Annotated in this window: 34 protein-coding genes; 18 read left to right on the top strand and 16 right to left on the bottom strand. The window is 66.2% G+C overall.

Annotated features, from left to right (window positions below):
* Positions 1-230 precede the first annotated feature (230 nt).
* The 8 genes from flgB (at position 231) to recA (ending at position 7,854) form a co-directional block, all read left to right on the top strand.
* On the top strand, positions 231-635 hold the full coding sequence (gene flgB / locus ACYQPG_RS13825) for a flagellar basal body rod protein FlgB (protein ID WP_419829651.1): 405 nt from the start codon (positions 231-233) through the stop codon (positions 633-635).
* Positions 636-700: 65 nt separating this feature from the next.
* Positions 701-1,108, top strand: coding sequence for a flagellar basal body rod protein FlgC (gene flgC, locus ACYQPG_RS13830; protein WP_147907566.1), 408 nt, complete (start codon positions 701-703; stop codon positions 1,106-1,108).
* A gap of 35 nt (positions 1,109-1,143) precedes the next feature.
* Positions 1,144-1,458, top strand: coding sequence for a flagellar hook-basal body complex protein FliE (fliE, locus tag ACYQPG_RS13835; protein ID WP_147907565.1), 315 nt, complete (start codon positions 1,144-1,146; stop codon positions 1,456-1,458).
* A gap of 55 nt (positions 1,459-1,513) precedes the next feature.
* Positions 1,514-1,780 carry a flagellar biosynthesis protein FliQ gene (gene fliQ / locus ACYQPG_RS13840; RefSeq protein WP_147907564.1) on the top strand — a complete coding sequence of 89 codons (267 nt, stop codon included), beginning with the start codon at positions 1,514-1,516 and terminating at the stop codon, positions 1,778-1,780.
* A gap of 51 nt (positions 1,781-1,831) precedes the next feature.
* The gene (fliR, locus tag ACYQPG_RS13845) at positions 1,832-2,593 is read left to right on the top strand and encodes a flagellar biosynthetic protein FliR (protein WP_147907563.1); all 762 of its coding nucleotides are present in this window, start codon (positions 1,832-1,834) and stop codon (positions 2,591-2,593) included.
* Positions 2,594-2,625: 32 nt separating this feature from the next.
* Positions 2,626-3,693, top strand: coding sequence for a flagellar biosynthesis protein FlhB (flhB, locus tag ACYQPG_RS13850; protein WP_147907562.1), 1,068 nt, complete (start codon positions 2,626-2,628; stop codon positions 3,691-3,693).
* Positions 3,694-3,891: 198 nt separating this feature from the next.
* Positions 3,892-6,597, top strand: coding sequence for a cell cycle histidine kinase CckA (cckA, locus tag ACYQPG_RS13855; RefSeq protein WP_461231143.1), 2,706 nt, complete (start codon positions 3,892-3,894; stop codon positions 6,595-6,597).
* A gap of 195 nt (positions 6,598-6,792) precedes the next feature.
* Complete coding sequence (recA, locus tag ACYQPG_RS13860) at positions 6,793-7,854, top strand: recombinase RecA (RefSeq protein ID WP_409565429.1); 1,062 nt, start codon at positions 6,793-6,795, stop codon at positions 7,852-7,854.
* A gap of 360 nt (positions 7,855-8,214) precedes the next feature.
* On the opposite strand, the gene rpsQ is transcribed toward recA, so the two are convergent.
* The 16 genes from rpsQ to ACYQPG_RS13940 all read right to left on the bottom strand — a co-directional run bounded on the left by rpsQ (position 8,215) and on the right by ACYQPG_RS13940 (position 18,579).
* Positions 8,215-8,481, bottom strand: coding sequence for a 30S ribosomal protein S17 (gene rpsQ / locus ACYQPG_RS13865; RefSeq protein ID WP_147907559.1), 267 nt, complete (start codon positions 8,479-8,481; stop codon positions 8,215-8,217).
* A gap of 20 nt (positions 8,482-8,501) precedes the next feature.
* Positions 8,502-8,717, bottom strand: a complete 216-nt coding sequence (gene rpmC / locus ACYQPG_RS13870) for a 50S ribosomal protein L29 (RefSeq protein ID WP_058194328.1) — start codon at positions 8,715-8,717, stop codon at positions 8,502-8,504.
* Positions 8,718-8,729: 12 nt separating this feature from the next.
* Complete coding sequence (gene rplP / locus ACYQPG_RS13875; protein WP_007569280.1) at positions 8,730-9,143, bottom strand: 50S ribosomal protein L16; 414 nt, start codon at positions 9,141-9,143, stop codon at positions 8,730-8,732.
* 11 nt (positions 9,144-9,154) lie between these two features.
* Positions 9,155-9,895, bottom strand: coding sequence for a 30S ribosomal protein S3 (rpsC, locus tag ACYQPG_RS13880; RefSeq protein ID WP_147853165.1), 741 nt, complete (start codon positions 9,893-9,895; stop codon positions 9,155-9,157).
* A gap of 10 nt (positions 9,896-9,905) precedes the next feature.
* On the bottom strand, positions 9,906-10,292 hold the full coding sequence (gene rplV / locus ACYQPG_RS13885; RefSeq protein WP_147853164.1) for a 50S ribosomal protein L22: 387 nt from the start codon (positions 10,290-10,292) through the stop codon (positions 9,906-9,908).
* A 1-nt stretch (position 10,293) separates the two neighbouring features.
* Positions 10,294-10,572, bottom strand: a complete 279-nt coding sequence (gene rpsS, locus ACYQPG_RS13890; protein ID WP_007569276.1) for a 30S ribosomal protein S19 — start codon at positions 10,570-10,572, stop codon at positions 10,294-10,296.
* Positions 10,573-10,577: 5 nt separating this feature from the next.
* Complete coding sequence (rplB, locus tag ACYQPG_RS13895; protein WP_147853163.1) at positions 10,578-11,414, bottom strand: 50S ribosomal protein L2; 837 nt, start codon at positions 11,412-11,414, stop codon at positions 10,578-10,580.
* A 25-nt stretch (positions 11,415-11,439) separates the two neighbouring features.
* A complete protein-coding gene (locus ACYQPG_RS13900; RefSeq protein WP_007569272.1) occupies positions 11,440-11,736 on the bottom strand; it encodes a 50S ribosomal protein L23 in 297 nt (98 codons plus the stop codon).
* Positions 11,733-12,353: a 50S ribosomal protein L4 gene (rplD, locus tag ACYQPG_RS13905; RefSeq protein WP_147853162.1), complete on the bottom strand. Its 621-nt coding sequence runs from the start codon at positions 12,351-12,353 to the stop codon at positions 11,733-11,735. Before rplD ends, ACYQPG_RS13900 begins: the two co-directional genes overlap by 4 nt.
* On the bottom strand, positions 12,353-13,090 hold the full coding sequence (gene rplC, locus ACYQPG_RS13910; protein ID WP_058194332.1) for a 50S ribosomal protein L3: 738 nt from the start codon (positions 13,088-13,090) through the stop codon (positions 12,353-12,355). The genes rplD and rplC overlap by 1 nt, the downstream gene beginning before the upstream one ends.
* 50 nt (positions 13,091-13,140) lie before the next feature.
* Positions 13,141-13,449, bottom strand: a complete 309-nt coding sequence (rpsJ, locus tag ACYQPG_RS13915; protein WP_007569268.1) for a 30S ribosomal protein S10 — start codon at positions 13,447-13,449, stop codon at positions 13,141-13,143.
* A 79-nt stretch (positions 13,450-13,528) separates the two neighbouring features.
* Entirely contained in the window at positions 13,529-14,719 is a 1,191-nt protein-coding gene (tuf, locus tag ACYQPG_RS13920; protein WP_147853161.1) for an elongation factor Tu, read from the bottom strand.
* A gap of 57 nt (positions 14,720-14,776) precedes the next feature.
* Positions 14,777-16,852, bottom strand: a complete 2,076-nt coding sequence (fusA, locus tag ACYQPG_RS13925) for an elongation factor G (RefSeq protein WP_147909525.1) — start codon at positions 16,850-16,852, stop codon at positions 14,777-14,779.
* A 30-nt stretch (positions 16,853-16,882) separates the two neighbouring features.
* Positions 16,883-17,353, bottom strand: a complete 471-nt coding sequence (gene rpsG / locus ACYQPG_RS13930; protein ID WP_007557567.1) for a 30S ribosomal protein S7 — start codon at positions 17,351-17,353, stop codon at positions 16,883-16,885.
* 133 nt (positions 17,354-17,486) lie between these two features.
* Entirely contained in the window at positions 17,487-17,858 is a 372-nt protein-coding gene (gene rpsL / locus ACYQPG_RS13935) for a 30S ribosomal protein S12 (RefSeq protein ID WP_007557568.1), read from the bottom strand.
* A 361-nt stretch (positions 17,859-18,219) separates the two neighbouring features.
* Positions 18,220-18,579, bottom strand: a complete 360-nt coding sequence (locus tag ACYQPG_RS13940; protein ID WP_461232466.1) for a DUF805 domain-containing protein — start codon at positions 18,577-18,579, stop codon at positions 18,220-18,222.
* A gap of 86 nt (positions 18,580-18,665) precedes the next feature.
* Between ACYQPG_RS13940 and ACYQPG_RS13945 the strand changes: the two genes are divergently transcribed.
* The 10 genes from ACYQPG_RS13945 (at position 18,666) to rpsH (ending at position 24,338) form a co-directional block, all read left to right on the top strand.
* A protein-coding gene (locus tag ACYQPG_RS13945; protein ID WP_461231145.1) for an IS5 family transposase occupies positions 18,666-19,423 on the top strand; the annotation gives its coding sequence in 2 pieces (ribosomal slippage) (positions 18,666-18,996 and positions 18,996-19,423; 759 coding nt in all).
* Positions 19,424-20,092: 669 nt separating this feature from the next.
* Positions 20,093-20,461, top strand: coding sequence for a type 2 periplasmic-binding domain-containing protein (locus tag ACYQPG_RS13950; protein WP_419829653.1), 369 nt, complete (start codon positions 20,093-20,095; stop codon positions 20,459-20,461).
* A gap of 48 nt (positions 20,462-20,509) precedes the next feature.
* Positions 20,510-20,779, top strand: a complete 270-nt coding sequence (locus tag ACYQPG_RS13955) for an ABC transporter permease subunit (RefSeq protein ID WP_461231146.1) — start codon at positions 20,510-20,512, stop codon at positions 20,777-20,779.
* A 165-nt stretch (positions 20,780-20,944) separates the two neighbouring features.
* A complete protein-coding gene (locus ACYQPG_RS13960) occupies positions 20,945-21,196 on the top strand; it encodes a hypothetical protein (RefSeq protein WP_461231147.1) in 252 nt (83 codons plus the stop codon).
* A gap of 294 nt (positions 21,197-21,490) precedes the next feature.
* The gene (locus tag ACYQPG_RS13965) at positions 21,491-21,868 is read left to right on the top strand and encodes a hypothetical protein (RefSeq protein ID WP_147909523.1); all 378 of its coding nucleotides are present in this window, start codon (positions 21,491-21,493) and stop codon (positions 21,866-21,868) included.
* A 476-nt stretch (positions 21,869-22,344) separates the two neighbouring features.
* Complete coding sequence (rplN, locus tag ACYQPG_RS13970; protein ID WP_007557579.1) at positions 22,345-22,713, top strand: 50S ribosomal protein L14; 369 nt, start codon at positions 22,345-22,347, stop codon at positions 22,711-22,713.
* Positions 22,713-23,027, top strand: a complete 315-nt coding sequence (gene rplX / locus ACYQPG_RS13975) for a 50S ribosomal protein L24 (protein ID WP_007557581.1) — start codon at positions 22,713-22,715, stop codon at positions 23,025-23,027. The genes rplN and rplX overlap by 1 nt, the downstream gene beginning before the upstream one ends.
* The gene (gene rplE, locus ACYQPG_RS13980; protein WP_147853154.1) at positions 23,020-23,586 is read left to right on the top strand and encodes a 50S ribosomal protein L5; all 567 of its coding nucleotides are present in this window, start codon (positions 23,020-23,022) and stop codon (positions 23,584-23,586) included. The genes rplX and rplE overlap by 8 nt, the downstream gene beginning before the upstream one ends.
* Before the next feature lie 40 nt (positions 23,587-23,626).
* A complete protein-coding gene (gene rpsN / locus ACYQPG_RS13985; protein WP_092039092.1) occupies positions 23,627-23,932 on the top strand; it encodes a 30S ribosomal protein S14 in 306 nt (101 codons plus the stop codon).
* Positions 23,933-23,942: 10 nt separating this feature from the next.
* Entirely contained in the window at positions 23,943-24,338 is a 396-nt protein-coding gene (gene rpsH, locus ACYQPG_RS13990; protein ID WP_007557585.1) for a 30S ribosomal protein S8, read from the top strand.
* Positions 24,339-24,351: the final 13 nt, after the last annotated feature.

Consider the following 24,351-nt stretch of genomic DNA (forward strand, 5'->3'; position numbering starts at 1 on the left):
AGACTTCGTTAACAGGCTCTTAAGTTTAGCGCCATCGAGACAAGAGGTTGTGAAGGACCGGGCGCCGCCATCCCGGGGAACGTCGCCGCGGCCCCGTCCGCGAGCGCCCGACGCGGCGGTTGTCGATCCCCCGACCGGTTTCGCGCGCTTAACGGTGCGTTAACCATGGAGGCGGCAGATTTTGCCGAGCCCGCTCGAACCGACGGGGCATCGCGCACCCGGAGGCGACCATGGCCCTGACCGACCTGCCCGTCCTGGGGATGCTGCGCACCCGGATGCAGTGGGCGCAGGCGCGCCAGGGGCTGATCGCCGAGAACGTCGCCAACGCCGACATGCCGGGCTTCACGCCGCGCGACCTGGCCGAGCTGCGCTTCGACCGGGCCACCGGCACTGCGGTTAACACCTCTCCGGGCCTGGCGCTGACCAGCCCCGCCCACCTCGCGCCTCCCGGGCAATCCGAGGCCGGGGCCGACGCCAAGGGCGCCAAGCGCTTCGAGATCCGGCCGAACGGCAATGCGGTCAACCTCGAGGACGAGATGATGAAAGCCGGCGACAACCAGTCCGACTACCAGCTCGCCGCCTCGCTCTACCAGCACAGTCTGACGACCCTGAAGATCGCCATCGGCAAGAGCTGAACGTTTCGGACACCGATCGATCGGACGCGGCGTCGAAACGCGCGGCGGAAAAGGGGCCCTGAGCCATGGAATTCAGCAAGTCCCTCACCGTGGCCGCCGCCGGCCTCAAGGCGCAGTCGGGCCGGATGCGGATCATCGCCGAGAACATCGCCAACGCCGATTCCGCGCCGGCCTCGGCCGGGACCGAACCCTACCGCCGCAAGATCCCGTCCTTCACCAGCCACATGGACCCGGAGACCGGGGCCAAGCTGGTGGAAGCGGGCCGGGTCCGGCGCGACACGTCCGCGTTCCGGACCAAGTACGAGCCCGGCAACCCCGCGGCCAACGCCCGGGGCGAGGTGCAGATGCCCAACGTCAACGCCCTGATCGAGAACATGGACCTGCGCGAGGCCCAGCGCTCCTACGAGGCGAACCTCAACATGGTGACGTCCACGCGCAAGATGCTCTCGCAGACGCTGTCGATCCTGAAGTGAGCCCGCCTGACGTGATCCCGAAGGAAGTCTAGCCGATGGCGACGAGCAATTTCGCGGCCGGCGCCTACGCCGCCGTCCAGGGCATGGCGAACGGCCGCCCGGCCCCGAAAATCCAGTCGGCCAATGAGGCCGGCGGCAACTTCATGCAGATGCTGGGCAGCGCCCTGGACAACGTCGGGGATGCCGGACGGCGGGCCGACGGCCAGGCGATCTCGGCGGCGTCCGGCAAGGCCAACGTCGTCGACGTGGTGACCGCGGTAGCCGAGAGCGAGACCGCCCTGCAGACCATGGTTGCGGTGCGCGACCGCATGATCTCCGCCTACGAAGAGATCATGCGGATGCAGATTTGAGCAGACCTCCCGGACCACCGGATTTCCGCTGCCTTCTTTTTGAGCACGACGCCCCATGACCGGCCTGGCCATCCTCGACGTCGCCCGCGACGGCATCTTCGTCTTCCTCAAGGTGGCCGGCCCCCTGATGCTGGTCGCGCTGGCGGTCGGGCTGATCGTCTCGCTGCTCCAGGCGCTGACGCAGGTCCAGGAGCAGACCCTGATCTACGTGCCCAAGATCGTCGCGGTGTTCGCCGCGCTCCTGCTGATGCTGCCGTTCATCGGCGACGCCATGGCGGGCTACATGATCCGCATCGCCGCCCGCATCGCGGCCGGCGGCTGATGGCGCCCTCCGGCGGGACAGGGGCGGCGCGCACGTGCCATAGGGGCGGCGATGAACCTGCTCCTGCCCGGCATCGCCTCGGCCTACCTGATCGCCTTCGCCCGGGTCGGCACGCTGATCATGCTGATGCCCGGGGTCGGCGAGCAGATGGTGTCGCCGCGGATCCGGCTGGCCTTCGCGCTGCTGACCACGCTGGTGCTGTTCCCGACCGTGCGCCCGCTGCTCGGCGGCACCGACGGGCTGGCGGGGCCCCGGCTGATCGGGCTCCTGTTCGCCGAGACGATCGTCGGCCTGGTCCTCGGCCTGTCGGTCCGGATGGTGCTGGCCGCGCTGCAGACCGCCGGGCTGATCATCTCGCAGCAGCTCGGCCTGGCCTACGCCATGACGGTGGACCCGAGCTACGGCGGCCAGCAGGCGGCGCTCGGCAACTTCCTGTCCCTGCTCGGCGTCACGCTGATCTTCGCCGCCGACCTGCACCACCTCGCCATCGAGGGCCTGGCGCAGAGCTACGTGGTGCTGCCTCCGGACGGGGTCCCGGCCTTCTCCGACGCGCTGATGCTGGCGGTGAAGGCGCTCACCCGGGGCTTCACCCTGGCGGTGCAGATCTCCGGGCCGTTCATCGCCTTCGGGCTGCTGTTCAACCTCGGGCTCGGGGTGCTGTCGCGGCTGATGCCGCAATTGCAGGTGTTCTTCCTGGCGGTCCCGGCCTCGGTGCTCGTCGGCATGCTGATCCTGATGGGCTCGCTCGGCGTCATGATGGGCGTCTTTCTGGACGATCTCGGCCGGTATCTCGGCGAATTCGTCGGGCGCTGAGCGTCCACGCGCACTGAGGTCGAGCAGGGACGATGGCCGAGGGCGCGGAGCAGGAAGACAAGACCGAGGAGCCGACCCAGCGGCGGCTCGATCAGGCGATCGAGCGCGGCGACGTCGCAACAAGCGCGGAAATCAACACCTTCGCGATCCTCGGCGCGTTCACGCTGGCCCTGGTGATCGCGGCCCCGACCATCGCCCAGAACCTGACCCAGGGCCTCAAGGCCTACCTCGCCAACGCCCACACCCTGCCGGACGACGCCACCGCCATGAAGCAGGCGGCGACCCGGGGCCTGTGGCTGTGGCTGGAGGCGGTGGCGGTGCCGGTCGGGATGGCGGCTGCGGCCGGCCTCGCCGCCGGCCTGCTGCAGCACCCGCTGGTCCTCACCGCCCAGACCCTGGCGCCGAAATTCGACCGGATCTCGCCGATGGCTGGGATCAAGCGGCTGATGGGGGTCGAGGCCCTGTTCCAGTTCGGCAAGGGCCTCGCCAAAATCGGCGCGGTCGGCATCGTCGGCGCAGTGCTGCTCTGGAACGACCGCGACCGGCTGGAGGTGTTCGCCCGGCTGGATCCGGCCGGCAGCCTGCCCGCGATCCTCTCCCTCAGCCTGCGGCTGCTCGCCGGCATGCTGTGCATGCACTTGGCGATCACGCTGGGCGACGCGCTCTACGCGCGCTTCCGCTGGCGCAAGCGCCACCGCATGTCGAAGGAGGAGATGAAGCAGGAGATGAAGGAGTCGGACGGCAACCCGGAGATCAAGGGCCGCATGAAGCAGATCCGCATGGCGCGGGCGCGGAAGCGGATGATGACGGCGGTGCCGACCGCCACCGTGGTGGTGACCAACCCGACCCACTACGCGGTGGCCCTGCGCTACGAGGCCGGCATGGCCGCCCCGATCTGTGTCGCCAAGGGCGTCGATGCCCTGGCCCTGCGCATCCGCACGGTGGCGGCGGAGCATGGCGTCGCGGTGATCGAGAACCCGCCGCTCGCCCGGGCGCTGCACGCCACGGTGGAGATCGACCGCGAGATCCCGGCCGAACACTACCGCGCGGTGGCGGAAGTCATCGGCTTCGTCCTGCGCCTGCGCCGGCGGGCGGCGTAGGAGCGATTGGCAGGATGTGGGCGTCGGCACGACGATCGCATCCCGTGGGCCCGAAAAGCCACGCTTCCTCCACCTTTTTTTGCAAGGCTGCAGCAAGGCTTGGCGCGACGCGAACGGCGCGACGCGGGTGATGCCGTACCGCCCGTGCCCTGCTATGGCCGGCGGGCCTAACCGGGTGATTGTTCTGGAATGATGCCGATGGCCGACGTCACTGGACCTCCGGCGCCCGCGACGGGCACGCAGATCGCGAACCCGCAGGGGACCGGCTCGATCGACCGCTCGGAGCAGCCGGGCCGGGTCGGGCTGCTGCTCGTGCTCGCCGGCCTGCTGGTCGGGGCCGCCATCGGCCTGTCCTTCGTGGCCAACGAGCAGGCGCAGTCGCTGATCGTCTGGCTGCTGGCCCTGCTGGCGATGGCCGGCGTGTTCTTCCTGTTCGCGCTGGCGATCGGGGCGCTTCAGCTCAGCGGTACCGCGACCCGGGACGACATCACCAAGGGCATCGTCGACGCCTCCCCGGACGGGGCGCTGGTGGTCGAGGATGGCGGCCGCCTGATCTACGCCAACGAGGCCTACCTGCGGGTCGCCGGCGGCGACGCGTTCTCGAACCTCGTGCCCGTGGAGCGCATCCTGGTCGGCTCGCCGGAGGTCTCCGAGGCGGTCTACCGCCTGTCGCAGGCTTCGCGGGACGGCCGGGCCCATACCGAGGAAATCCGGATGTCGCCGCCGCTCGGCCCCCAGGCGAACGAGCGCGGCTTCGGCTGGTACCGGGTGTCGGTGCGGCCCCTGGCGCGCCCGCGCCGGGCCGCCTCGCTCTGGACGGTGGCGGACATCACCGCCGAGCGCGAGCGCCAGGAGAACGTCTTCCAGGAGCTTCAGCACGCGATCGATTATCTCGACCACGCCCCGGCGGGATTCCTGTCGATCGATCCGGCCGGCGCGATCGTCTACATGAACGCGACGCTCGCAGCTTGGCTCGGCTACGACCTGGCGAGCGTCGGCCCGGGCGGCCCGCACCTCACCGAGATCGCCCCGGAGGCCGACGTGCTGGTGCGCACCGCCGGCCTGCCCGGGGAGGTCCGCACCGACCGGTTCGACCTCGACCTGCGCCGCCGCAACGGCCACACCCTGCCGGTGCGGCTGTACCACCGCGTCGCCTTCGGCAAGGATGGCAAGCCCGGCTCGTCGCGGACCTTCGTGATCAACCGCTCGGCCGGGGCCGAGACCGACGAGCCGCAGCGCGCCGCCGAAGTCCGGCTCGCCCGCTTCCTCAACAACTCCCCGATCGCCATCGCGACCCTGGACCGCTCCGGCCGGATCGCCCGGGCCAACACCTCGTTCACGCGTCTGTTCGGCACGGTGCCGCGCCAGGTCGACGAGGGCGGTCCGGAGGGGGAGGGCACCCAGGGCGCCGAGCCCAACGTGGCCGATTCGGTGGTCGACCGCGCCTCCCTGGAGGCCGGCCTCGCCCGGGCCGCCAGCGGCCTGTCCGACCCGGAGCCGATCGAGGTCCAGCTCAGCGGCCCGGGGGGCCGCTCGGCCCGGCTCTGGCTCAGCCCGGCCGACAGCAGTGACGCCACCCACAAGGCCGACGAGGCCGAGCGCGTGATCCTGTACGCCCTCGACACCACGGCGCAGCGGCAACTGGAGCAGCAGGTCGCCCAGGCTCAGAAGATGAACGCCGTAGGCCAGCTCGCCGGCGGCATCGCACACGACTTCAACAACGTCCTCCAGGCGATCATCGGCTACTCGGACCTGCTCCTGGCGAGCCACCGGCCGACCGACCCGGCCTTCCAGGACATCATGCAGATCAAGCAGAACGCCAACCGGGCGGCGGGCCTCGTCCGCCAGCTCCTGGCGTTCTCGCGCCGACAGACCCTGCGTCCGGAGGTGATGAATGTCGGGGAGGGGCTCTCGGAGCTGACCCTGCTGCTCAAGCGGCTGCTCGGCGAGCGCGTCGCCCTGGAGCTGAAGCACGGCCGCGACGTCTGGCCGGTGAAGGCCGACGTCAACCAGTTCGAGCAGGTGATCGTGAACCTGGCGGTCAACGCCCGCGACGCGATGCCGGACGGCGGCAAGCTGATGATCCGCACCGAAAACGTGACCGATCCGGGGCCGATTGCGGCCGTGGAGGGACGCGGCGGCGCACCCGCGGGCGACCACGTCCTGATCGAGGTGCGCGATACCGGCCAGGGCATTCCGGCCGAGCTGATGGAGAAGATCTTCGAGCCCTTCTTCACCACCAAGGAGATCGGCAAGGGCACCGGCCTCGGGCTCTCGACGGTGTTCGGCATCGTCAAGCAATCCGGCGGCACCATCGACGTGCAATCGACCATCGGAGAGGGGACCGCCTTCCGGATCTACCTGCCGCGGCACGTGCCCGTCGCGGAGCCCGAGGAGGCCGCCCCCGCGGTTCCGGCCCTGCCCCGGGCCGACATGCCGGTGACGGCCAAGCCGCTCGGCACCGTCGATCGCACCGGCACCCAGAAGGCACCGGAGAAGCCGGCCCCGCGCAAGCCCGCTGCCGACCATACCGGGCAGGGCACGATCCTGCTGGTCGAGGACGAGGATCCCGTCCGGGCGGTCAACAGCCGGGCGCTGTCGGCTCGGGGCTACACCGTCCTGGAGGCCGCCTCCGGCCTGGAGGCCCTGGCGATCGTGCGCGAGGGCAGCCAGCCCATCGACCTCGTCGTCTCGGACGTGGTGATGCCCGAGATGGACGGCCCGACCCTGCTGCGCGAGGTGCGCAAGAGCCAGCCGGACCTGAAGGTGATCTTCGTCTCGGGCTACGCCGAGGACGCGTTCCGCAAGAACCTGCCCGAGGGCGAAGCCTTCAACTTCCTGCCCAAGCCGTTCAGCCTCAAGCAGCTGGTCGAGACCGTGAAGAAGACCATGGCGGCCGACTGACGGCGCTCCGGCAAAAAGAGCCCGACCGAGAACCTGAGCGCCGCCCCATCCGGGCGGCGTTCCCATGTCCGGCGGCCTTGCAGAATGAGAACAAAAAGGGTACACAAACGCCGTGTTGACGCGCGTTGTGAATGGCGCGCAACCCCTTCATAAGGAGCCCGCCAGATGGCCCAGCCTGCATTGAAAGTGGTCGACATGCCCCCGGTGGACAAGGACAAGTCCAAGGCGATCGACGCCGCCCTGTCCCAGATCGAGCGTGCCTTCGGCAAGGGCTCGATCATGCGCCTCGGCAAGAACGACAAGGTGCAGGAGGTCGAGACCGTCTCAACCGGTTCGATCGGCCTGGACATCGCGCTCGGCGTCGGAGGCCTGCCCCGCGGCCGGGTCGTGGAGATCTACGGCCCCGAATCGTCCGGCAAGACGACGCTGGCCTTGCACACCATCGCCGAGGCCCAGAAGAAGGGCGGCGTCTGCGCCTTCGTGGACGCCGAGCATGCCCTCGACCCGATCTACGCCCGTAAGCTCGGCGTCAATCTCGACGACCTGCTGATCTCGCAGCCGGACACCGGGGAGCAGGCGCTCGAGATCACCGACACGTTGGTGCGCTCCGGCGCCATCGACGTGCTGGTGGTCGATTCGGTCGCCGCGCTGACCCCGCGGGCCGAGATCGAGGGCGAGATGGGCGAGAGCCAGCCCGGCCTCCAGGCCCGCCTGATGAGCCAGGCCCTGCGCAAGCTCACCGGTTCGATCTCGCGCTCGAACTGCATGGTGATCTTCATCAACCAGATCCGGATGAAGATCGGCGTGATGTACGGCAGCCCGGAGACCACCACGGGCGGCAACGCGCTGAAGTTCTACGCCTCGGTGCGCCTCGACATCCGCCGGATCTCGACCCTCAAGGACCGCGACGAGGCGATCGGCAACCAGGTTCGCGTCAAGGTCGTCAAGAACAAGGTCGCGCCGCCGTTCAAGCAGGTCGAGTTCGACATCATGTTCGGCGAGGGCGTGTCGAAGGTCGGCGAGCTGATCGACCTTGGCGTGAAGGCCGGCATCGTCGAGAAGTCCGGCGCCTGGTTCTCGTACAACAGCCAGCGCCTCGGCCAGGGCCGCGAGAACTCGAAGGGGTTCCTGCGCGACAACCCTGAGATCGCCGGCAAGATCGAAGCCTCGATCCGCCAGAATTCCGGCCTCGTCGCCGAGAAGATCCTGGAAAATGCCAAGCCGACCGAGGACGACCTCGACGAGGGCGAGGCCTGACGAACGGCAGACAAGCGGAATGCCAAAGGGCTGGAGCCCTTTGGCAGGGTTCAGCGGGGTTCGAGCCAGTCTCGCGAGCCTCGCAGGGCTCCGCCTTGCACCCGAGAAAGGTCGATGCCCCCCTAAAGCTTTGATCGTCCCGGGCCTGGATCGACCGTTCTCGCCCGATCCAGACCACGCCCCAGAAACGACAACGCCCGGCGCGAATCCGGCCCTATGAGGGTCGAGCTTCGTCCGGGCGTTTGTCGTACTGAACGCCGGGTAGGGAAGAAAGCACCGCATCCGGTGCAACGTCCCGACCGCCCAACTTCCCGCTACGTCGAGGCGGACGCGGAAACCCGCAGCCGCCGCTTCCCTTGATCAGGCCGCTTCGCCGGCCTCGGCGACCGCGGAGGCCTGGTCCTCGACCAGCTTCCAGGTCTTGGTCTTCGAGAAGGGGCGGCACTCCTCGATGAACACCGTCTGCCCAACCTTGGCGACATTCGCCTCGTCGTGGGCATGGTAGTTCTTCGAGCGGCGCACGGTCTTCTTCATCACCGGGTGAGTGAAGCGACGCTCCACCTTCACCACGATGGTCTTTTCGCCCTTGTCGCTGACGACGGTGCCCTGCAGGACGCGCTTCGGCATGGTGTTCTCCTAAGCCCCTGTCAGCTCTTGGACGCCTGCAGCGTCTTCGAACGCTGCAGGGTGCGGACGCGGGCGATGTCGCGGCGGACCTCACGGACGCGGGCGACGTTCTCGAGCTGGCCGGTAGCCCCCTGGAAGCGCAGGTTGAACTGCTCCTTCTTGAGGTTCAGCAACTCGTCGTTCAGCTGATCCGGCGACAACGCCTTCAGATCAGACACTCTCTGGGTCGACTTCACGATATCCTCCGTTCAGTCGGCGATGCGTTGGACGACCCGCGTACGGATCGGGAGCTTGGCGGCACCGAGGCGCAGGGCCTCCTTGGCAATGTCCTCGGCGACACCGTCGACCTCGAACATGATCCGGCCCGGATGGACACGGGCGGCCCAGTAATCCGGAGCGCCCTTGCCCGATCCCATGCGGACTTCGGTCGGCTTCGAGGAGACCGGGACGTCCGGGAACACCCGGATCCAGACGCGGCCCTGGCGCTTCATCTCACGGGTGATCGCGCGGCGGGCCGCCTCGATCTGCCGTGCGGTAACACGCTCGGGCTCGACAGCCTTCAGGCCGAACTGACCGAAGTTCAGCTCGAAGCCGCCCTTGGCCGCACCGTGGATGCGGCCCTTGAACTGCTTACGGAAGCGAGTCTTTTTGGGTTGCAGCATGGCTTCCTACCTTACGCGTGCTCGCGGCGTCCGCGCTCGCGGCCGCCCTCGCCATCGCGCTCACGGCGTCCGCCGGAGCGGCCACCCTCTTCCTGGGCCTTCTTGTCCTGGGCCATCGGGTCGTGCTCAAGGATCTCGCCCTTGAACACCCAGACCTTGATGCCGCAAGTGCCGTAGGTCGTGAACGCCGTAGCGGTGCCGTAATCCACGTCCGCGCGCAGCGTGTGCAGCGGGACCCGGCCCTCGCGGTACCATTCCTGGCGAGCGATCTCGGCGCCGCCGAGACGGCCCGAGCAGTTGATCCGGATGCCCTCCGCACCGAGACGCATCGCCGACTGCACGGCGCGCTTCATGGCGCGACGGAAGGCAACGCGGCGCTCGAGCTGCTGAGCAATCGAGTCGGCCACCAGGGTAGCGTCGATCTCGGGCTTGCGCACCTCGACGATGTTGATCGTCACGTCAGCCTTGGTCATCGTGCCGACCAGCTTGCGCAGCTTCTCGATATCCGCGCCCTTCTTGCCGATCACCACGCCCGGACGACCCGAGTGGATGGTGACGCGGCACTTCCGGTGCGGACGCTCGATTACAATCTTCGAGACGGCGGCCTGCTTCAGCTGCTTCATCAGGGCGGCGCGAATGGCGACGTCCTCGTGCATCAGCTTGGCGTACTCGCCCTTGCCGGCGAACCAGCGGGAGTCCCAGGTCCGGTTGATACCGAGACGGAGACCGATCGGATTGACTTTCTGGCCCATGAGATCCTCCTTAAGCCGCTTCGGCCTGGCGGACTTCGCGAACCACGATGGTGAGGTTCGAGAAGGGCTTCAGGATACGCGCACCGCGGCCGCGGGCACGAGCGTGGAAGCGCTTGAGCACGAGGGCCTTGCCCACGAAGGCCTGGGTGACGACGAGATCGTCGACATCCAGATCGTGGTTGTTCTCGGCATTCGCGATCGCGCTCTCGAGGCACTTCTTGACCTCGGTCGAGATGCGCTTGCGCGAGAACTGCAGCTCGGCCAACGCAGTGTCGACCTTCTTGCCGCGGATCATCTGCGCCACGAGGTTCAGCTTCTGCGGGCTGACACGCAGCATGCGCGCAACCGCCTTCGCCTCGTTCTCGGGGAGCGCGCGGGGGGTGGCTTGCTTGCCCATCTCAGCGCCTCTTCGCCTTCTTGTCGGCCGCGTGCCCGTGGAAGGTGCGGGTCGGCGAGAACTCGCCGAACTTATGCCCCACCATCTCCTCGGAGACGTAGACCGGGATATGCTTCTGCCCGTTGTGCACACCGAAGGTGAGCCCGACGAACTGCGGGAGAATCGTGGAGCGGCGGCTCCAGATCTTGATGACCTCTGAGCGCGAGGAGCCCCGCGCCGCTTCGGCCTTCTTGAAGAGGTAGCCGTCGACGAACGGCCCCTTCCAGAGAGAGCGTGCCATAGCGATTACTTCTTGCGGTTGTGGCGGCTGGACAGGATGAACACGTCGGTCCGCTTGTTGGACCGGGTCTTCTTCCCCTTGGTCGGCACGCCCCACGGCGTGACCGGGTTGCGGCCGCCCGAGGTACGGCCCTCGCCGCCGCCGTGCGGGTGATCCACCGGGTTCATGGAGACGCCGCGGTTATGCGGGCGCTTGCCGAGCCACCGGTTGCGCCCGGCCTTGCCGAGCGAGATGTTCATGTGGTCCGGGTTCGAGACCGCACCGACGGTCGCGAAGCACTGGCCATGGACGAGGCGCTGCTCGCCCGAGTTCAGCCGCAGCGTCACGTAGCCCTGGTCGCGTCCAACGATCTGGGCGTAGTTCCCGGCCGAGCGGGCGATCGCGCCACCCTTGCCGATCTTCAGCTCGACGTTGTGGATGATCGTACCCACCGGCATCGAGCCGACCGGACCGGCATTGCCCGGCTTGATGTCGACGTTCTCGCCCGTCACCACCTTGTCGCCCGGCTGAAGGCGCTGCGGAGCCAGGATGTAGCTCTGCTTCCCGTCGGGGAAGTTGATCAGGGCGATGAACGCGGTGCGGTTCGGATCGTACTCGATCCGCTCGACCGTCGCCGTCACGCCGAGCTGCTCGCGACGCTTAAAATCGACGTTGCGCAGCACACGCTTGTGGCCACCGCCGCGGAAGCGGACGGTGATGCGACCGAGGTTGTTACGGCCGCCGGAGGAGCTCTTGCCCTCCGTCAGCGCCTTCACCGGCTTGCCCTTGTAGAGCTCACGGCGGTCGACGAGCACGAGCTGGCGCAGGCTCGGCGTGACCGGTTTGAATGTCTTCAAGGCCATCGGCTTGGATCCCTAAAACCCGTCCTCAGAGCCCGGTCGTGACGTCGATCGTGTGGCCCTCGGCCAGGGTGACGATCGCCTTTTTCACGTCGGAGCGCTGCCCGCGGAGACCGCGGAAAATCTTCTTCTTGCCCTTGGTCACGAGGGTGTTCACCGCCGTGACCTTGACGTCGAACAGCTTCTCGACCGCCTCCTTGATCTGAGGCTTGGTCGCCTTCGGGCCGACCCGGAAGACGACCTTGTTCTGTTCGGTCAGGTTCGTCGCCTTCTCGGTGATGACCGGGGAGACGATGATATCGTAGTGGCGCGGATCGGCACTCATTTGAAACGCTCCTCCAGCGCGTCGACAGCGGCCTTCGTCAGGACGAGCGTGTTGCGGCGCAGGATGTCGTAGACGTTGATCCCCTGCACGGGAAGGACGTCGATCTGCGGGATGGCACGCGCGGCGCGGCCGAAATTCACGTCGACCTCGGCACCGCCGATGATCAGCGCGTTCGAAAGGCCCATCTTGCCGAAACGCTCGATGAGACCCTTGGTCTTGTGATCCTCGATCTTGATGTCGTCGACGACGATCAGGGTCGAGGACTTGGCCTTGGCCGACAGTGCGTGGCGCAGCGCCAGGGCACGGACCTTCTTGGGAAGATCGTGGCTGTGGTCGCGAACGACCGGCCCGAAGGCGCGTCCGCCACCGCGGAACTGCGGCGCCGAGGCAGCGCCGTGACGGGCGTTGCCGGTGCCCTTCTGCTTGTACAGCTTCTTGCGGGTGCGGTTCACGTCCGAACGGTTCTTCACCGCGTGGGTTCCAGCGCGCCGCTTGGCGAGCTGCCAGCGAACCATGCGCTGGAGGAGGTCGGCCCGCGGCTCAAGGCCGAAGATTTCCTCGTTCAGATCGACCGAGCCGGCGCCAGCGCCGTCGAGAGTGGTGATATCGAGCTTCATCAGGCGGTCTCCTCAGCCGCAGGGGCCTCGGGGGCGGTCTGGGCGGACTCGGTAGACGCGCCGTTCTCACGGAACTTGCCCGGCAGCGGAACGTCGGCGGGGAGCTTGCGCTTCACCGCGTCGCGGATCTGGATCCAGCCACCGGCGACACCGGGGACCGCGCCCTCGACCAGGATCAGGCCGCGCTCGGGATCGGTGCGCACGACGCGCAGGTTCTGGGTGGTGACCCGCTCGACACCGAGGTGACCCGGCATCTTCTTGTTCTTGAAGGTCTTGCCCGGGTCCTGACGGCCGCCGGTCGAACCGATCGAACGGTGCGAGATGGACACGCCGTGGGTGGCGCGCAGGCCGCCGAAGTTCCAGCGCTTGATACCGCCGGCGAAGCCCTTACCCGTGGTCGTGCCCGTCACGTCGACGAACTGACCCGGAATGAAATGGTCCGCGGTGATCTCGGCGCCGACCGGGATCAGCGCATCCTCGGACACGCGGAACTCGGCGAGCTTCTTCTTCGGCTCGACCTTGGCGACCGCGAAGCGACCGCGCTCGGCCGCCGACACGTTCTTAACCTTGGCCTTGCCCACGCCGACCTGGAGGGCGACGTAGCCGTTCTTTTCGACGGTGCGGTGGGCCACCACCTGGCACTGATCGATCTTAAGCACTGTGACGGGGACATGCTCCCCCGCGTCCGTAAAGACGCGGGTCATGCCGACCTTCTGTGCGATGACGCCTGAGCGCATAGGTCTCTCCCTCGCGCGATGAAACGGTAAGCTCTAAATCCCGGCGGGACTTAGAGCTTGATCTCCACGTCCACGCCGGCGGCGAGGTCGAGCTTCATCAGCGCGTCCACGGTCTGCGGCGTCGGATCGACGATATCGAGCACTCGCTTATGCGTGCGCATCTCGAACTGCTCGCGCGACTTCTTGTCGATGTGCGGCGAGCGGTTCACGGTGAACTTCGCGATATGCGTCGGAAGCGGGATCGGACCCCGGATGGTCGCGCCGGTGCGCTTGGCCGTGGAGACAATCTCCTTGGTCGACGCATCGAGGATGCGGTGATCGAACGCCTTGAGGCGGATGCGGATGTTCTGACCGTTCATAATCCTGAAACCTTGAGAGGGACGGCGGGGGGTGCGAGGACGTGTCCCCGCCGCGCCCTGCTAAGGATGCTATCCTGGCTTAGTCGTTGATGGCGGCGACGACGCCGGCACCGACGGTGCGGCCGCCCTCGCGGATGGCGAAGCGCAGCTTCTCCTCCATGGCCACCGGCACGATCAGCGTGACGTCCATGGTCACGTTGTCGCCCGGCATCACCATCTCGGTGCCCTCCGGCAGCTCGCACACCCCGGTCACGTCCGTGGTCCGGAAGTAGAATTGCGGCCGGTAGTTGGTGAAGAACGGCGTGTGGCGGCCGCCCTCCTCCTTGGTCAGGATGTACGCCTCGGCCTTGAACTTGGTGTGCGGCTTCACCGAACCCGGCTTGCACACGACCTGGCCGCGCTCCACGTCCTCGCGCTTGGTGCCGCGCAGCAGCACGCCGACGTTGTCGCCCGCCTGGCCCTGGTCGAGCAGCTTGCGGAACATCTCCACGCCGGTCACCGTCGTGGTCGTGGTCGCCCGGATGCCGACGATCTCCACCGTCTCGCCGACCTTGACGATCCCGCGCTCGACGCGACCCGTCACCACTGTGCCGCGGCCCGAGATCGAGAACACGTCCTCGATCGGCATCAGGAACGGCAGGTCGATCGGACGCTCCGGCTGCGGGATGTAGGCATCCACCGTCGCCATCAGCGCCAGCACCGCCTCCTTGCCGATCTTGGGCTCCTTGTCCTCCAGCGCCATCAGCGCCGAGCCCTTGGTGATCGGGATGTCGTCGCCCGGGAAGTCGTACTTCGACAGAAGCTCGCGCACCTCCAGCTCGACCAGCTCCAGGAGTTCCTCGTCGTCGACCATGTCGACCTTGTTCAGGAACACCACCAGCGCCGGCACGCCGACCTGGCGGGCGAGCAGGATGTGCTCGCGGGTCTGCGGCATCGGGCCGTCGGCCGCCGACACCACCAGGATCGCGCCGTCCATCTGGGCTGCACCCGTGATCATGTTCTTCACGTAGTCGGCGTGGCCGGGGCAGTCGACGTGCGCGTAGTGACGGTTGGCCGTCTCGTACTCCACGTGCGCGGTCGAGATCGTGATCCCGCGCGCCTTCTCCTCCGGCGCTTTGTCGATCTGGTCGTAGGCCGTGAACGTCGCACCGCCCGTCTCAGCCAGGACCTTCGTGATCGCCGCCGTCAGCGACGTCTTGCCGTGATCGACGTGACCGATCGTGCCGATGTTGCAGTGCGGCTTGGTGCGAGCGAACTTTTCCTTGCCCATCAGAGCCTCCTAGATTCGAAATCGTGTTGCGGATGAAGAGGTGGTACCGGCGTAGCCTCAGGCGTACTTGGCGATGACCTTGTCGGCCTCGCCGCGCGGCACCTCTTCGTAGTGGTCGAACTGCATGGTGAAGTTCGCCCGGCCCTGCGACATGGAGCGCAGGTTGTTCACGTAACCGAACATGTTGGCCAGCGGCACCATCGCGTTGATGACGTTGGCGTTGCCGCGCATGTCCTGGCCCTGGATCTGGCCGCGGCGGGAGTTCAGGTCGCCGATGACCGAGCCGGTATACTCTTCCGGCGAGACGACCTCGACCTTCATCACCGGCTCGAGCAGGACCGAGCCGCCCTTCTGAAGCGCCTCGCGCAGTGCGGCCCGGGACGCGATCTCGAAGGCCAACGCCGATGAATCGACGTCGTGGTAGGCACCGTCGATCAGCTCGACCTTGACGTCGACCACCGGGAAGCCCGCCAGCACGCCGGCGCCCAGGACCGAGTTGAGTCCCTTCTCGACGCCCGGGATGTACTCCTTGGGCACCGCGCCGCCGACGATCTTCGACTCGAACTGGAAGCCAGCACCCGGCTCGTTCGGCTCCACGACGAACTTGACGCGGGCGAACTGGCCCGTACCGCCGGTCTGCTTCTTGTGGGTGTAGTCGATCTCCTGACGTCGGGTCAGCTTCTCGCGGTAGGCCACCTGCGGCTGGCCGATATTCGCGTCGACCTTGTAGGTCCGGCGCAGGATATCGACCTTGATGTCCAGGTGAAGCTCGCCCATCCCCTTGAGGATGGTCTGGCCGGATTCCTGGTCCGTCGAGACCCGGAAGGACGGATCCTCGGCGGCGAGCTTGGCGAGCGCGATGCCGAGCTTCTCTTGATCGGCCTTCGACTTGGGCTCGACGGCGATCTCGATCACCGGCTCCGGGAACTCCATGCGCTCCAGGATTACGGCCTTCTGCGGATCGCACAGGGTGTCACCGGTGCGGGTGTCCTTGAGACCGGCGAGGGCGACGATATCGCCCGCGAAGGCTTCCTTGACGTCCTCACGGTTGTTGGCGTGCATCAGGAGCATGCGGCCGACGCGCTCCTTCTTGTCGCGCGTCGAGTTGATGACGTTGGCGCCCGACTCGATCTTGCCCGAGTACACGCGGCAGAACGTGATCGTGCCGACGTGGGGATCGTCCATGATCTTGAAGGCGAGCATGGAGAAGGGATCTGCATCCGTCGGGTGACGGACGACCGGCTCCTCGGTCTTGAAGTCTAGGCCGTCGACGTCGCCACGATCGGCCGGGGAGGGGAGGTAATCCACCACGGCGTCGAGCAGGGGCTGCACGCCCTTGTTCTTGAAGGCCGAGCCGCACAGCACCGGATGGAAGGCGCGCAGCTGCACGGCGCGACGCACGAGCTTGTGCATCGTCGCGGCATCCGGCTCGGTACCGTCGAGATAGGCCACCATGGCTTCGTCATCGAGCTCGACGCAGGCTTCGACCAGCTTGCTGCGGTACTCGACGGCCTGGTCCTTGAGCTCCTCGGGGATCTCGACCTCGGAGAAGTCGGCGCCCAGGGTCTCACCGGACCAGACGATCGCCTTCATCTTGATCAGGTCGATGACGCCCTTGAAGCTGGACTCGGCGCCGATCGGCAGCTGCAGGCAGACCGGCTTGCCGGCGACGCGGTCGATGATGTCGGCGACGCATTTGAAGAAGTCGGCGCCGATCTTGTCCATCTTGTTGACGAACACGACGCGCGGGACGTCGTACTTGTCGGCCTGGCGCCAGACGGTCTCAGTCTGGGGCTCCACGCCTTGGTTGCCGTCGAGCACGCAGACGGCGCCGTCGAGCACGCGCAAGGAGCGCTCGACCTCAATGGTGAAGTCGACGTGCCCAGGGGTGTCGATGATGTTGAGGCGCTTCTCGCGCCAGAAGCACGTCGTCGCGGCGGACGTGATCGTGATGCCGCGCTCCTGCTCCTGCTCCATCCAGTCCATGGTGGCGGCGCCGTCATGGACTTCGCCGATCTTATGCGACTTTCCGGTGTAGTAGAGGATCCGCTCCGTGGTCGTGGTCTTCCCGGCATCAATGTGGGCCATGATGCCGAAGTTGCGGTAGTCCTCGATCGCGTGCGTGCGGGGCATTGGATTGCTCCTGAGAGACGGCGGAACCGCTTACCAGCGGTAGTGCGAGAAGGCGCGGTTGGCTTCAGCCATCCGGTGCGTATCTTCCCGCTTCTTGACGGCGTTGCCGCGGTTGTTCGCGGCGTCGAGCAGCTCGGCGGAGAGCCGCTCGATCATGGTGCGGTCGTTGCGCGACCGGGCGGCCTGGATCAGCCAACGGATGGCGAGGGCCTGGCGGCGCTCGGTCCGGACCTCGACGGGGACCTGGTAGGTCGCGCCGCCGACGCGCCGGGAGCGCACTTCGATCATCGGGGCGACATTGTCGAGCGCAGCGCGGAACACCTCGATCGGGTTGGCGCGGGCGCGGTTCTCGACGATGTCGAAGGCACCGTAGACGATCCGCTCGGCGGTCGACTTCTTGCCCTCGTACATGATCGAGTTCATGAACTTCGTCAGCACCACGTCCCCGTACTTCGGGTCCGGGATGATCTCACGCTTCTCGGCAGAGTGACGACGGGACATCTCTTAAACTCTCAAACGAGTCTGACTTAAGCACCTCGCGCAGGCCGCCTTGGCTTTCTTGATGAAGCCGGCGACATCCTTACGAGGCCGTGGAAACGCATCTCTGCGACCGGATAAACTCCGGTCGCCGGTCTTACTTCGGACGCTTGGCGCCGTACTTGGAACGGCGCTGCTTCCGGTTCTTCACGCCCTGCGTGTCGAGCACGCCGCGCAGGATGTGGTAGCGCACACCCGGAAGATCCTTCACGCGGCCGCCGCGGATCATGACGACCGAGTGCTCCTGGAGGTTGTGGCCCTCGCCAGGAATATAACCAATCACCTCGAAGCCGTTGGTCAAACGGACCTTGGCGACCTTACGAAGGGCCGAGTTCGGCTTCTTCGGGGTCGTCGTGTAGACCCGGGTGCAGACGCCGCGCTTCTGCGGGCAAGCGTCAAGCGCCGGAACCTTGTTGCGGCTCCGCTGGATCTTCCGCGGCTGGGCGATCAGCTGGTTGATCGTCGGCATCCTGTGCCCTCTTCCTCGGTCACCTTGGCCGGACCGCCTAGGGCAGTCCGCAAAACGAATATGCGCCGGAGGTCCTGTCACAGACCCTCGGCGCGGTGTGGGCAGAGGAGCACGCTCATGACGAACGCGCTCGTACCTACGGATCTGACTTAGAGCGTCAGGCGATTTGAGCCTTCGGATCGCTCGAGGCGATCGCGGCGCCCAAGGGTCAAACCCTAGGGCCGTCGGCAGCCAATGGCCGTCCGAAGTGGCGCGCTTTTAGCCTCGGTTAACCCGCAGGTCAATGCGTCGATCGCGATATTCTGGGCACCGCGCCGATCGAGTGATCAGCCCGGCCGACAAACGCATGTGCTGCCGCATCCTATGCGCTCGGTGCGATGGGTGGAAGGCCGAACCGGTTCGGCTCCGCATCGCCGGCTTTTGCCAGCACCTGTACGATGAACCAGATCCAAAATCCGAAGGTGGCAACGCCAGTCAGCAAGGCGAGAGTGCTGAACAAGGCAGGAACCCCGATCGCATGGCGGCTGTAAGATGAGAGAAAGCCGATCGATGCACAAAGGAAGGACAGCGGAGTGAGGACGTAAGGTACGGCGTTCAGCCAACCGGATCGACTTACATCATGGCAGCGCTTGATGCCGAGAGCGAGGCCGCACCACGCCGTAACAAAAAAAACGATTATGTTCACGCCTGGAATAAGGCCAAGAACAATGTTTACAATCATCAGCACTAGGGTGTGAACCGCACCAAGCTCTTGCAGGCTGTGTGATTTTGTGATTCAGGGCCGCCGTTTTCAGCACGGAGGCGGCGATGGCGGATCTGTTCTGGCTCTCGGATGCGCAGTGGGCGGTGATCGAACCGTTCATGCCGAAGGATCAACCCGGACCGGCGCGCAAGGACGACCGGCAGATCATCTCCGGCATCCTGCACGTACTCACCTCCGGCTGCCGCTGGCGCGACTGCCCGGCCGTGTATGGCCCACGTACCACCGTCTACAACCGCTTCAACAGGTGGTCACGGCGCGGCTTCTGGAAGGCCATGCTGGCGGCGATGGCCCAAGCCGGATGGTCGGGCAAGGCTGCTGCCATCGACAGCACCTACGTGAGGGCGCACCGTTCGGCCCACGGCGGTAAAGGGGGGCGCGTGCGCAAGCCATCGGCCCGTCGCGCGGCGGCCAGACGACCAAGATCCACGCCCTCACCGACGTCCTCGGCCGGCCCGGCGTCCTCCTGCTGACGCCCGGCAACGCCAGCGATGTCACCACAGCTCCAGCCGTGCTGGCTGAGGCCCCCGGCCGGATCCGCCGCCTGAGCGCCGACAAGGGTTACGACGCCGATTGGCTGCGCGCTGACCTGCGCGCGAAGGGCATCACGCCGATCATCCCGGGCAAGCGCGGTCGGAAGAAGAGGATCCGCCACGACAAGCGCCGCTACCGCGAACGCTGGCGCATCGAGGCGACCTTCAACCGCCTCAAAGATTTCCGCCGCATCGCCACACGATACGACAAGCTCGCCCGTAACTACGCCTCAGCTGTCGCTCTCGCCGCCGTCATCGCGTTCTGGTGCTGATCGAGTCCAGACCCTAAAAATCCAAAGGTCCAATAGTCACGACGTCCGATGCGGCCATTTGGATTAAAATAGAAAGCAACCCAATCTCGCTGGCGAACAGCTTTACTGAAGGCCGGTGAGAAAACCGAGGCTTGACCGGGGACAGGGTATATTTCGCGTGCCTCACCATCGACAACTATGAAGTCCACCGCATTGCCAGCCCGTGTGCTATTACTGTTCAGATCTGCACTTGAGAAACGATAGCGCTGACCGTCATTGCCCGAGATTGCGCCCGGCGCATTTGCTTCGGGTACTGCCAGAATATATCCGCGCATTCGTCAAACCTCTCGTTTTTGCCCCCGTTATCATTGGGATGCAGAGATCACGACAATGTGCCTGGGAAACCGTTCAGTCAACGTGAGAGGAGATGTCGATTTTTGGTGATCACAAATGTATATATTGAATTTCAATACCATATTAATCGATATCATATTACTAAGGTGATACGTTACATTATCTGGCTCGCCCTTCTGTTATCTCATCGATTGATATCTTTTAACGCCCATAAACTCATCTCATTTCATTCGAACAGTCTCGGTCATACTAATAGATTTTTACTTTTTAATATTAATATGATTGAATTCATATTTTGGCGAGAGAATCCTCCATTTCACAGTTAGTGCTTAAGCGATGTCGGCAGAGCGCACTCCTACAGCCGATAAGGGCACAACCAACGAGACCGTCCTGCGCCGGGACTTTTCGAACGCGACCGTGGTGGCGTTCGACGATACGCCCTTCGCCTTCGCGGCCCTGCGCAACGGCAACGTTCAGGCGAACACGCAGGACGGATCGAAACTCGTCAATCTGCTGGCCACGGCTCCCGACAAAGAGAATCACGAGGTTCCGGCCTTCTCGATTTCCAACGACTACATCGGCGCCGGCATCCCGAAGGGTGAGACCCGCCTCCGCGCGGTGGTGGACGAGACGCTCCGGGAGCTGGAGGCCAGCGCGAAGGCTGCGGCGCTCTACGACCGCTGGTTCGGCCCGAACACGACGTAGCCGCTGCCGTGCCTGTTCCGGATCGGCGACCACAGCTAGCCGACGGCGGTGAGTCCCTTCGGCGATCTGCTCGCGCCGCGCTACCTGGTCTGGCTGCTGCAGGGTTTCGGGGCCACCCTGGTCCTGTCGGCTTCGATGTGCGTGGCCGGAACGGCGCTCGGCCTTGCCTTCTGCTGCCCGAAGGAGGCGGGGGGCCGGTTCGTGAAGGCGCGGAGTACCGCCTTTATCAACCTCACCCGAAACACGCCGCTGCTGGTGCAGCTGCTCCTCTGGTACTTCAGCGCCGTCGCGCTGATGCCGTCCTGGCTCACCGCCTGACTGAATAGCCCACACGGCCTGGCCCTGGGGTCGGCCACCCTGCACCGGCCGGCCTACGAGACCCTGGCCGGCTTCCTCGGGCTGACGCTCTACGCCGCCGCCGACATCGCCGGGGAATGCCGGGCTGGCCTCGACGGCGTACGGCCTGCCCAGCGGGAGCCCGCTTTGGCCCTCCACCTGATCGATCTCCAGATCTTCCGCCAGATCGCGTTGCCGCTGGCCCTGCGCTTCGCCTGGCTGCCGGTGGTCGGCCAATATCTCAACACCATCAAGGACACGTCGCTGACCATGACCATCGGCCTCGCCGAGCTGTCCTATGCGTCCCGGGAGGTGGAGACAGAGAACTTCCTGGCCTTCCAGGTTTTCGGCATCGCGACGCTCCTGGAGAGCCTCGAATCGAGCCAGATCGCGCCGTGAACGGGCGCGGCTCGCGGCAGCCTGCTCCCAGCACCGCGCCGAAGGGCCATCAGGTCGAGACGAACCGCCGGACCCGGTCCGGTCTCGACCGCACCGCCCTCGAGCACCGCGTGATTCGGCATCGTCGAGGCCATCCGGGATGGTGCATCCAACGTGGGCGCCGGAACGGGGGCGTGCCGGATCGGGGCAGGGGCCCGGCAACACGGTCTACGGAAGATTAAAGCGAACCGTCGAAATGTCCCGATCGTCGGACGGCCCGTGGGCCGGCCTTTGTGTGCGTCGAGGATGTTGCGTATGGGTTGCGTCGCGGTCAGCAACGTCGTCCCCTTCCGGCGGATCGCCCCCGCCTCCGCGGCAGGCGAGCGGGACGCCCGCAACCGCCGCCGCAGCGAGCAACGCTCGCTCATGGACGCGGTCTACGCCACCGGCAGCATGATCGTCGCCGCCGAGGACCGTGAGATCAAGCTCACCGCGTCCCGCTTGCAGGTCTACGGCTTCCTGACGATCGAGGAGGTGACCGAGGAGGGCGGCATGCGGCGCCTGCGCCCCTCGGAGGCGATCCGGGCCCGGTCCGAGCGTCCGTGGCGCCTGTCGAAGCCGGCCTACGGAAGCGCCGTGACGATCCCGAGCCTCGACGACTTCCTGTTCGAATCAGCGGGCCAGCCCTTCTGAAGCCCTGAACGCCCGAGAGAGCCATGTCCGCCGCGCGAGGCTGCGCGGCGGACATGGCTGTGGTGTCGTTTCGATTTATCGGCCGCCCCGTCTCGCCGCCCAGCCGCCGCGGAGACATCCTGGCGGAAGCCGCCCTCGACCCGCCGGACGCACATCGATAAGCCCGTGGTCGACCGCCCGGGACACCACGCTGCGCCAGCCATCGAATCGCCCCGACCGCGCCCGATCCCCCCCGATCCCACCGGCGAATGTGTCGCGATCGGCTTGCCTTTCGGGGCAGCCCGTAGTATCCGCCCGGCCTTCGCGACATTTCGATGGGTGCTCGCACCCTCTGAACGCGGTGACCGCGCCGGCGTCTCGGACGCCGCAAGCGCGGTCTATACCATGAGCCGGGGACATCAGATCCCCATCAGGCGTCGTCCGCCGGGCAATACCGCCCGTGTGCGGAAACCCGCCTGAAACAAGGAGTCACGCACGTGATCCAGATGCAGACGAATCTGGACGTCGCCGACAACTCGGGTGCACGCCGTGTGATGTGCATCAAGGTTCTCGGCGGGTCGAAGCGGAAGTATGCCGGCGTTGGCGATGTCATCGTCGTGTCGGTCAAGGAGGCGATCCCGCGCGGTCGCGTCAAGAAGGGCGACGTCATGAAGGCGGTCGTCGTTCGCACGGCCAAGGCCGTGAAGCGCGTCGACGGGTCGGTGATCCGCTTCGACAAGAACGCTGCGGTCCTGATCAACAATCAGAAAGAGCCGATCGGCACCCGCATCTTCGGACCGGTGCCGCGCGAGCTGCGCGCGCGCAACCACATGAAGATCATCTCGCTGGCGCCGGAGGTGCTGTGATGGCCGCGAAGATCAAGAAGGGCGACAAGGTCGTCGTACTCACCGGCCGCGATTCCGGTCGCTCGGGCGAAGTCATCCAGGTTCTGCCGAAGGAAGGCCGCGCTTTCGTGCGTGGCATAAACCTGGTCAAGAAGCACCAGAAGCAGACGCAGAACCAGGAAGGCGGCATCATCTCCAAGGAGGCCGCCATCCAACTCTCGAACATCGCGGTCGCCGATGCCAACGGCAAGCCGACCCGCGTAGGTTTCCGCATCCTCGAAGACGGGCGCAAGGTCCGATTCGCCAAGAGCACGGGGGATCAGATCGATGGCTGAGGCCGACAAGAACGCCTACACCCCGCGCCTGCGTAAGCACTACGACGAAGTGGTGCGCCAGAAGCTGATCGAGGAGTTCGGGTACAAGAACCCGATGCAGGTCCCGCAGATCGAGAAGATTGTCATCAACATGGGCGTCGGCGAGTCCACCGCGGACTCCAAGAAGGCGACCGTGGCGGCTGGCGACCTCGCGCTCATCGCCGGCCAGAAGCCGGTGATCACCCGGGCCCGCAAGGCCATCGCGACCTTCAAGGTCCGTGAAGGCATGCCGATCGGTTGCAAGGTGACGCTGCGCAAGCAGCGCATGTACGAGTTCATGGATCGCCTGATCACGATCGCGCTGCCGCGCGTCCGCGATTTCCGCGGCCTGAACCCGCGCTCGTTCGACGGCCGCGGCAACTACGCCCTGGGTCTCAAGGAGCACCTCGTGTTCCCGGAGATCTCCTACGACAAGGCCGAGCAGATGTGGGGCATGGACATCGTCGTGGCGACCACCGCCCAGACCGATGCCGAGGCCAAGGCACTGCTCGCCGCGTTCCAGTTCCCGTTCCGGCAGTGAGGCCCTCGCGCCTCATACGCGGACACCGGAGATAGACCACATGTCGAAGAAAAGCTCAGTCGAGAAGAATGAGGCCCGCAAGACGCTGGTGAAGCGTTTCGCGGCCAAGCGGAAGGCGCTGCTGGACATCGCCAACAACGACACCCTCGAGATGGAGGAGCGCTTCGAGGCGCGCCTCAAGCTCGCGGAACTGCCGCGCAACTCGTCGGCCACCCGCATCCGCAACCGCTGCGGCATGACCGGCCGGCCCCGCGCGTTCTATCGCAAGATGGGCATCTCGCGCATCGCGCTGCGGGAGCTTGGCAACCGGGGCCTGATCCCCGGCCTGGTCAAGTCGAGCTGGTAAGGAGGTCCCCATGGTCAACGATCCCGTGGGTGACATGCTCACCCGTATCCGCAACGGCCAGCTTCGCCGTCGCAACGTCGTTCAGACACCCGGCTCGCGCCTGCGCGCCAACGTCCTGAACGTCCTGAAGTCCGAGGGCTACATCCGCGACTACGCGGCGACCGACCTCGGCAACGGCCGTACCGAATTCGCCATCGAGCTCAAGTACTACGACGGCCGCCCGGTGATCCGCGAAATCAAGCGCGTTTCGAAGCCGGGTCGTCGGGTCTACTCGTCGGTCGGTGATCTGCCGCACGTGGCCGACGGCCTCGGCGTCACCATCGTCTCCACACCGCAGGGCGTCATGGCCGACCACGAGGCGCGTGAGCGCAACGTCGGCGGTGAAGTGCTCTGCACCGTATTCTGATCGGGACGGAGGA

It is taken from the genome of Methylobacterium sp. CM6246, from assembly GCF_054818005.1.

Bases quoted from the DNA above. Each gene is read 5' to 3' on its own strand.
- flgB (WP_419829651.1), top strand. From the start codon at position 231: ATGGCCCTGACCGACCTGCCCGTCCTGGGGATGCTGCGCACCCGGATG.
- flgC (WP_147907566.1), top strand. From the start codon at position 701: ATGGAATTCAGCAAGTCCCTCACCGTGGCCGCCGCCGGCCTCAAGGCG.
- fliE (WP_147907565.1), top strand. From the start codon at position 1,144: ATGGCGACGAGCAATTTCGCGGCCGGCGCCTACGCCGCCGTCCAGGGC.
- fliQ (WP_147907564.1), top strand. From the start codon at position 1,514: ATGACCGGCCTGGCCATCCTCGACGTCGCCCGCGACGGCATCTTCGTC.
- fliR (WP_147907563.1), top strand. From the start codon at position 1,832: ATGAACCTGCTCCTGCCCGGCATCGCCTCGGCCTACCTGATCGCCTTC.
- flhB (WP_147907562.1), top strand. From the start codon at position 2,626: ATGGCCGAGGGCGCGGAGCAGGAAGACAAGACCGAGGAGCCGACCCAG.
- cckA (WP_461231143.1), top strand. From the start codon at position 3,892: ATGGCCGACGTCACTGGACCTCCGGCGCCCGCGACGGGCACGCAGATC.
- recA (WP_409565429.1), top strand. From the start codon at position 6,793: ATGCCCCCGGTGGACAAGGACAAGTCCAAGGCGATCGACGCCGCCCTG.
- rpsQ (WP_147907559.1), bottom strand. From the start codon at position 8,481: ATGCCGAAGCGCGTCCTGCAGGGCACCGTCGTCAGCGACAAGGGCGAA.
- rplP (WP_007569280.1), bottom strand. From the start codon at position 9,143: ATGCTGCAACCCAAAAAGACTCGCTTCCGTAAGCAGTTCAAGGGCCGC.
- rpsC (WP_147853165.1), bottom strand. From the start codon at position 9,895: ATGGGCCAGAAAGTCAATCCGATCGGTCTCCGTCTCGGTATCAACCGG.
- rplV (WP_147853164.1), bottom strand. From the start codon at position 10,292: ATGGGCAAGCAAGCCACCCCCCGCGCGCTCCCCGAGAACGAGGCGAAG.
- rpsS (WP_007569276.1), bottom strand. From the start codon at position 10,572: ATGGCACGCTCTCTCTGGAAGGGGCCGTTCGTCGACGGCTACCTCTTC.
- rplB (WP_147853163.1), bottom strand. From the start codon at position 11,414: ATGGCCTTGAAGACATTCAAACCGGTCACGCCGAGCCTGCGCCAGCTC.
- ACYQPG_RS13900 (WP_007569272.1), bottom strand. From the start codon at position 11,736: ATGAGTGCCGATCCGCGCCACTACGATATCATCGTCTCCCCGGTCATC.
- rplD (WP_147853162.1), bottom strand. From the start codon at position 12,353: ATGAAGCTCGATATCACCACTCTCGACGGCGCTGGCGCCGGCTCGGTC.
- rplC (WP_058194332.1), bottom strand. From the start codon at position 13,090: ATGCGCTCAGGCGTCATCGCACAGAAGGTCGGCATGACCCGCGTCTTT.
- rpsJ (WP_007569268.1), bottom strand. From the start codon at position 13,449: ATGAACGGTCAGAACATCCGCATCCGCCTCAAGGCGTTCGATCACCGC.
- tuf (WP_147853161.1), bottom strand. From the start codon at position 14,719: ATGGGCAAGGAAAAGTTCGCTCGCACCAAGCCGCACTGCAACATCGGC.
- fusA (WP_147909525.1), bottom strand. From the start codon at position 16,852: ATGCCCCGCACGCACGCGATCGAGGACTACCGCAACTTCGGCATCATG.
- rpsG (WP_007557567.1), bottom strand. From the start codon at position 17,353: ATGTCCCGTCGTCACTCTGCCGAGAAGCGTGAGATCATCCCGGACCCG.
- rpsL (WP_007557568.1), bottom strand. From the start codon at position 17,858: ATGCCGACGATCAACCAGCTGATCGCCCAGCCGCGGAAGATCCAGCGG.
- ACYQPG_RS13940 (WP_461232466.1), bottom strand. From the start codon at position 18,579: ATGATTGTAAACATTGTTCTTGGCCTTATTCCAGGCGTGAACATAATC.
- ACYQPG_RS13950 (WP_419829653.1), top strand. From the start codon at position 20,093: ATGTCGGCAGAGCGCACTCCTACAGCCGATAAGGGCACAACCAACGAG.
- ACYQPG_RS13965 (WP_147909523.1), top strand. From the start codon at position 21,491: ATGGGTTGCGTCGCGGTCAGCAACGTCGTCCCCTTCCGGCGGATCGCC.
- rplX (WP_007557581.1), top strand. From the start codon at position 22,713: ATGGCCGCGAAGATCAAGAAGGGCGACAAGGTCGTCGTACTCACCGGC.
- rplE (WP_147853154.1), top strand. From the start codon at position 23,020: ATGGCTGAGGCCGACAAGAACGCCTACACCCCGCGCCTGCGTAAGCAC.
- rpsN (WP_092039092.1), top strand. From the start codon at position 23,627: ATGTCGAAGAAAAGCTCAGTCGAGAAGAATGAGGCCCGCAAGACGCTG.
- rpsH (WP_007557585.1), top strand. From the start codon at position 23,943: ATGGTCAACGATCCCGTGGGTGACATGCTCACCCGTATCCGCAACGGC.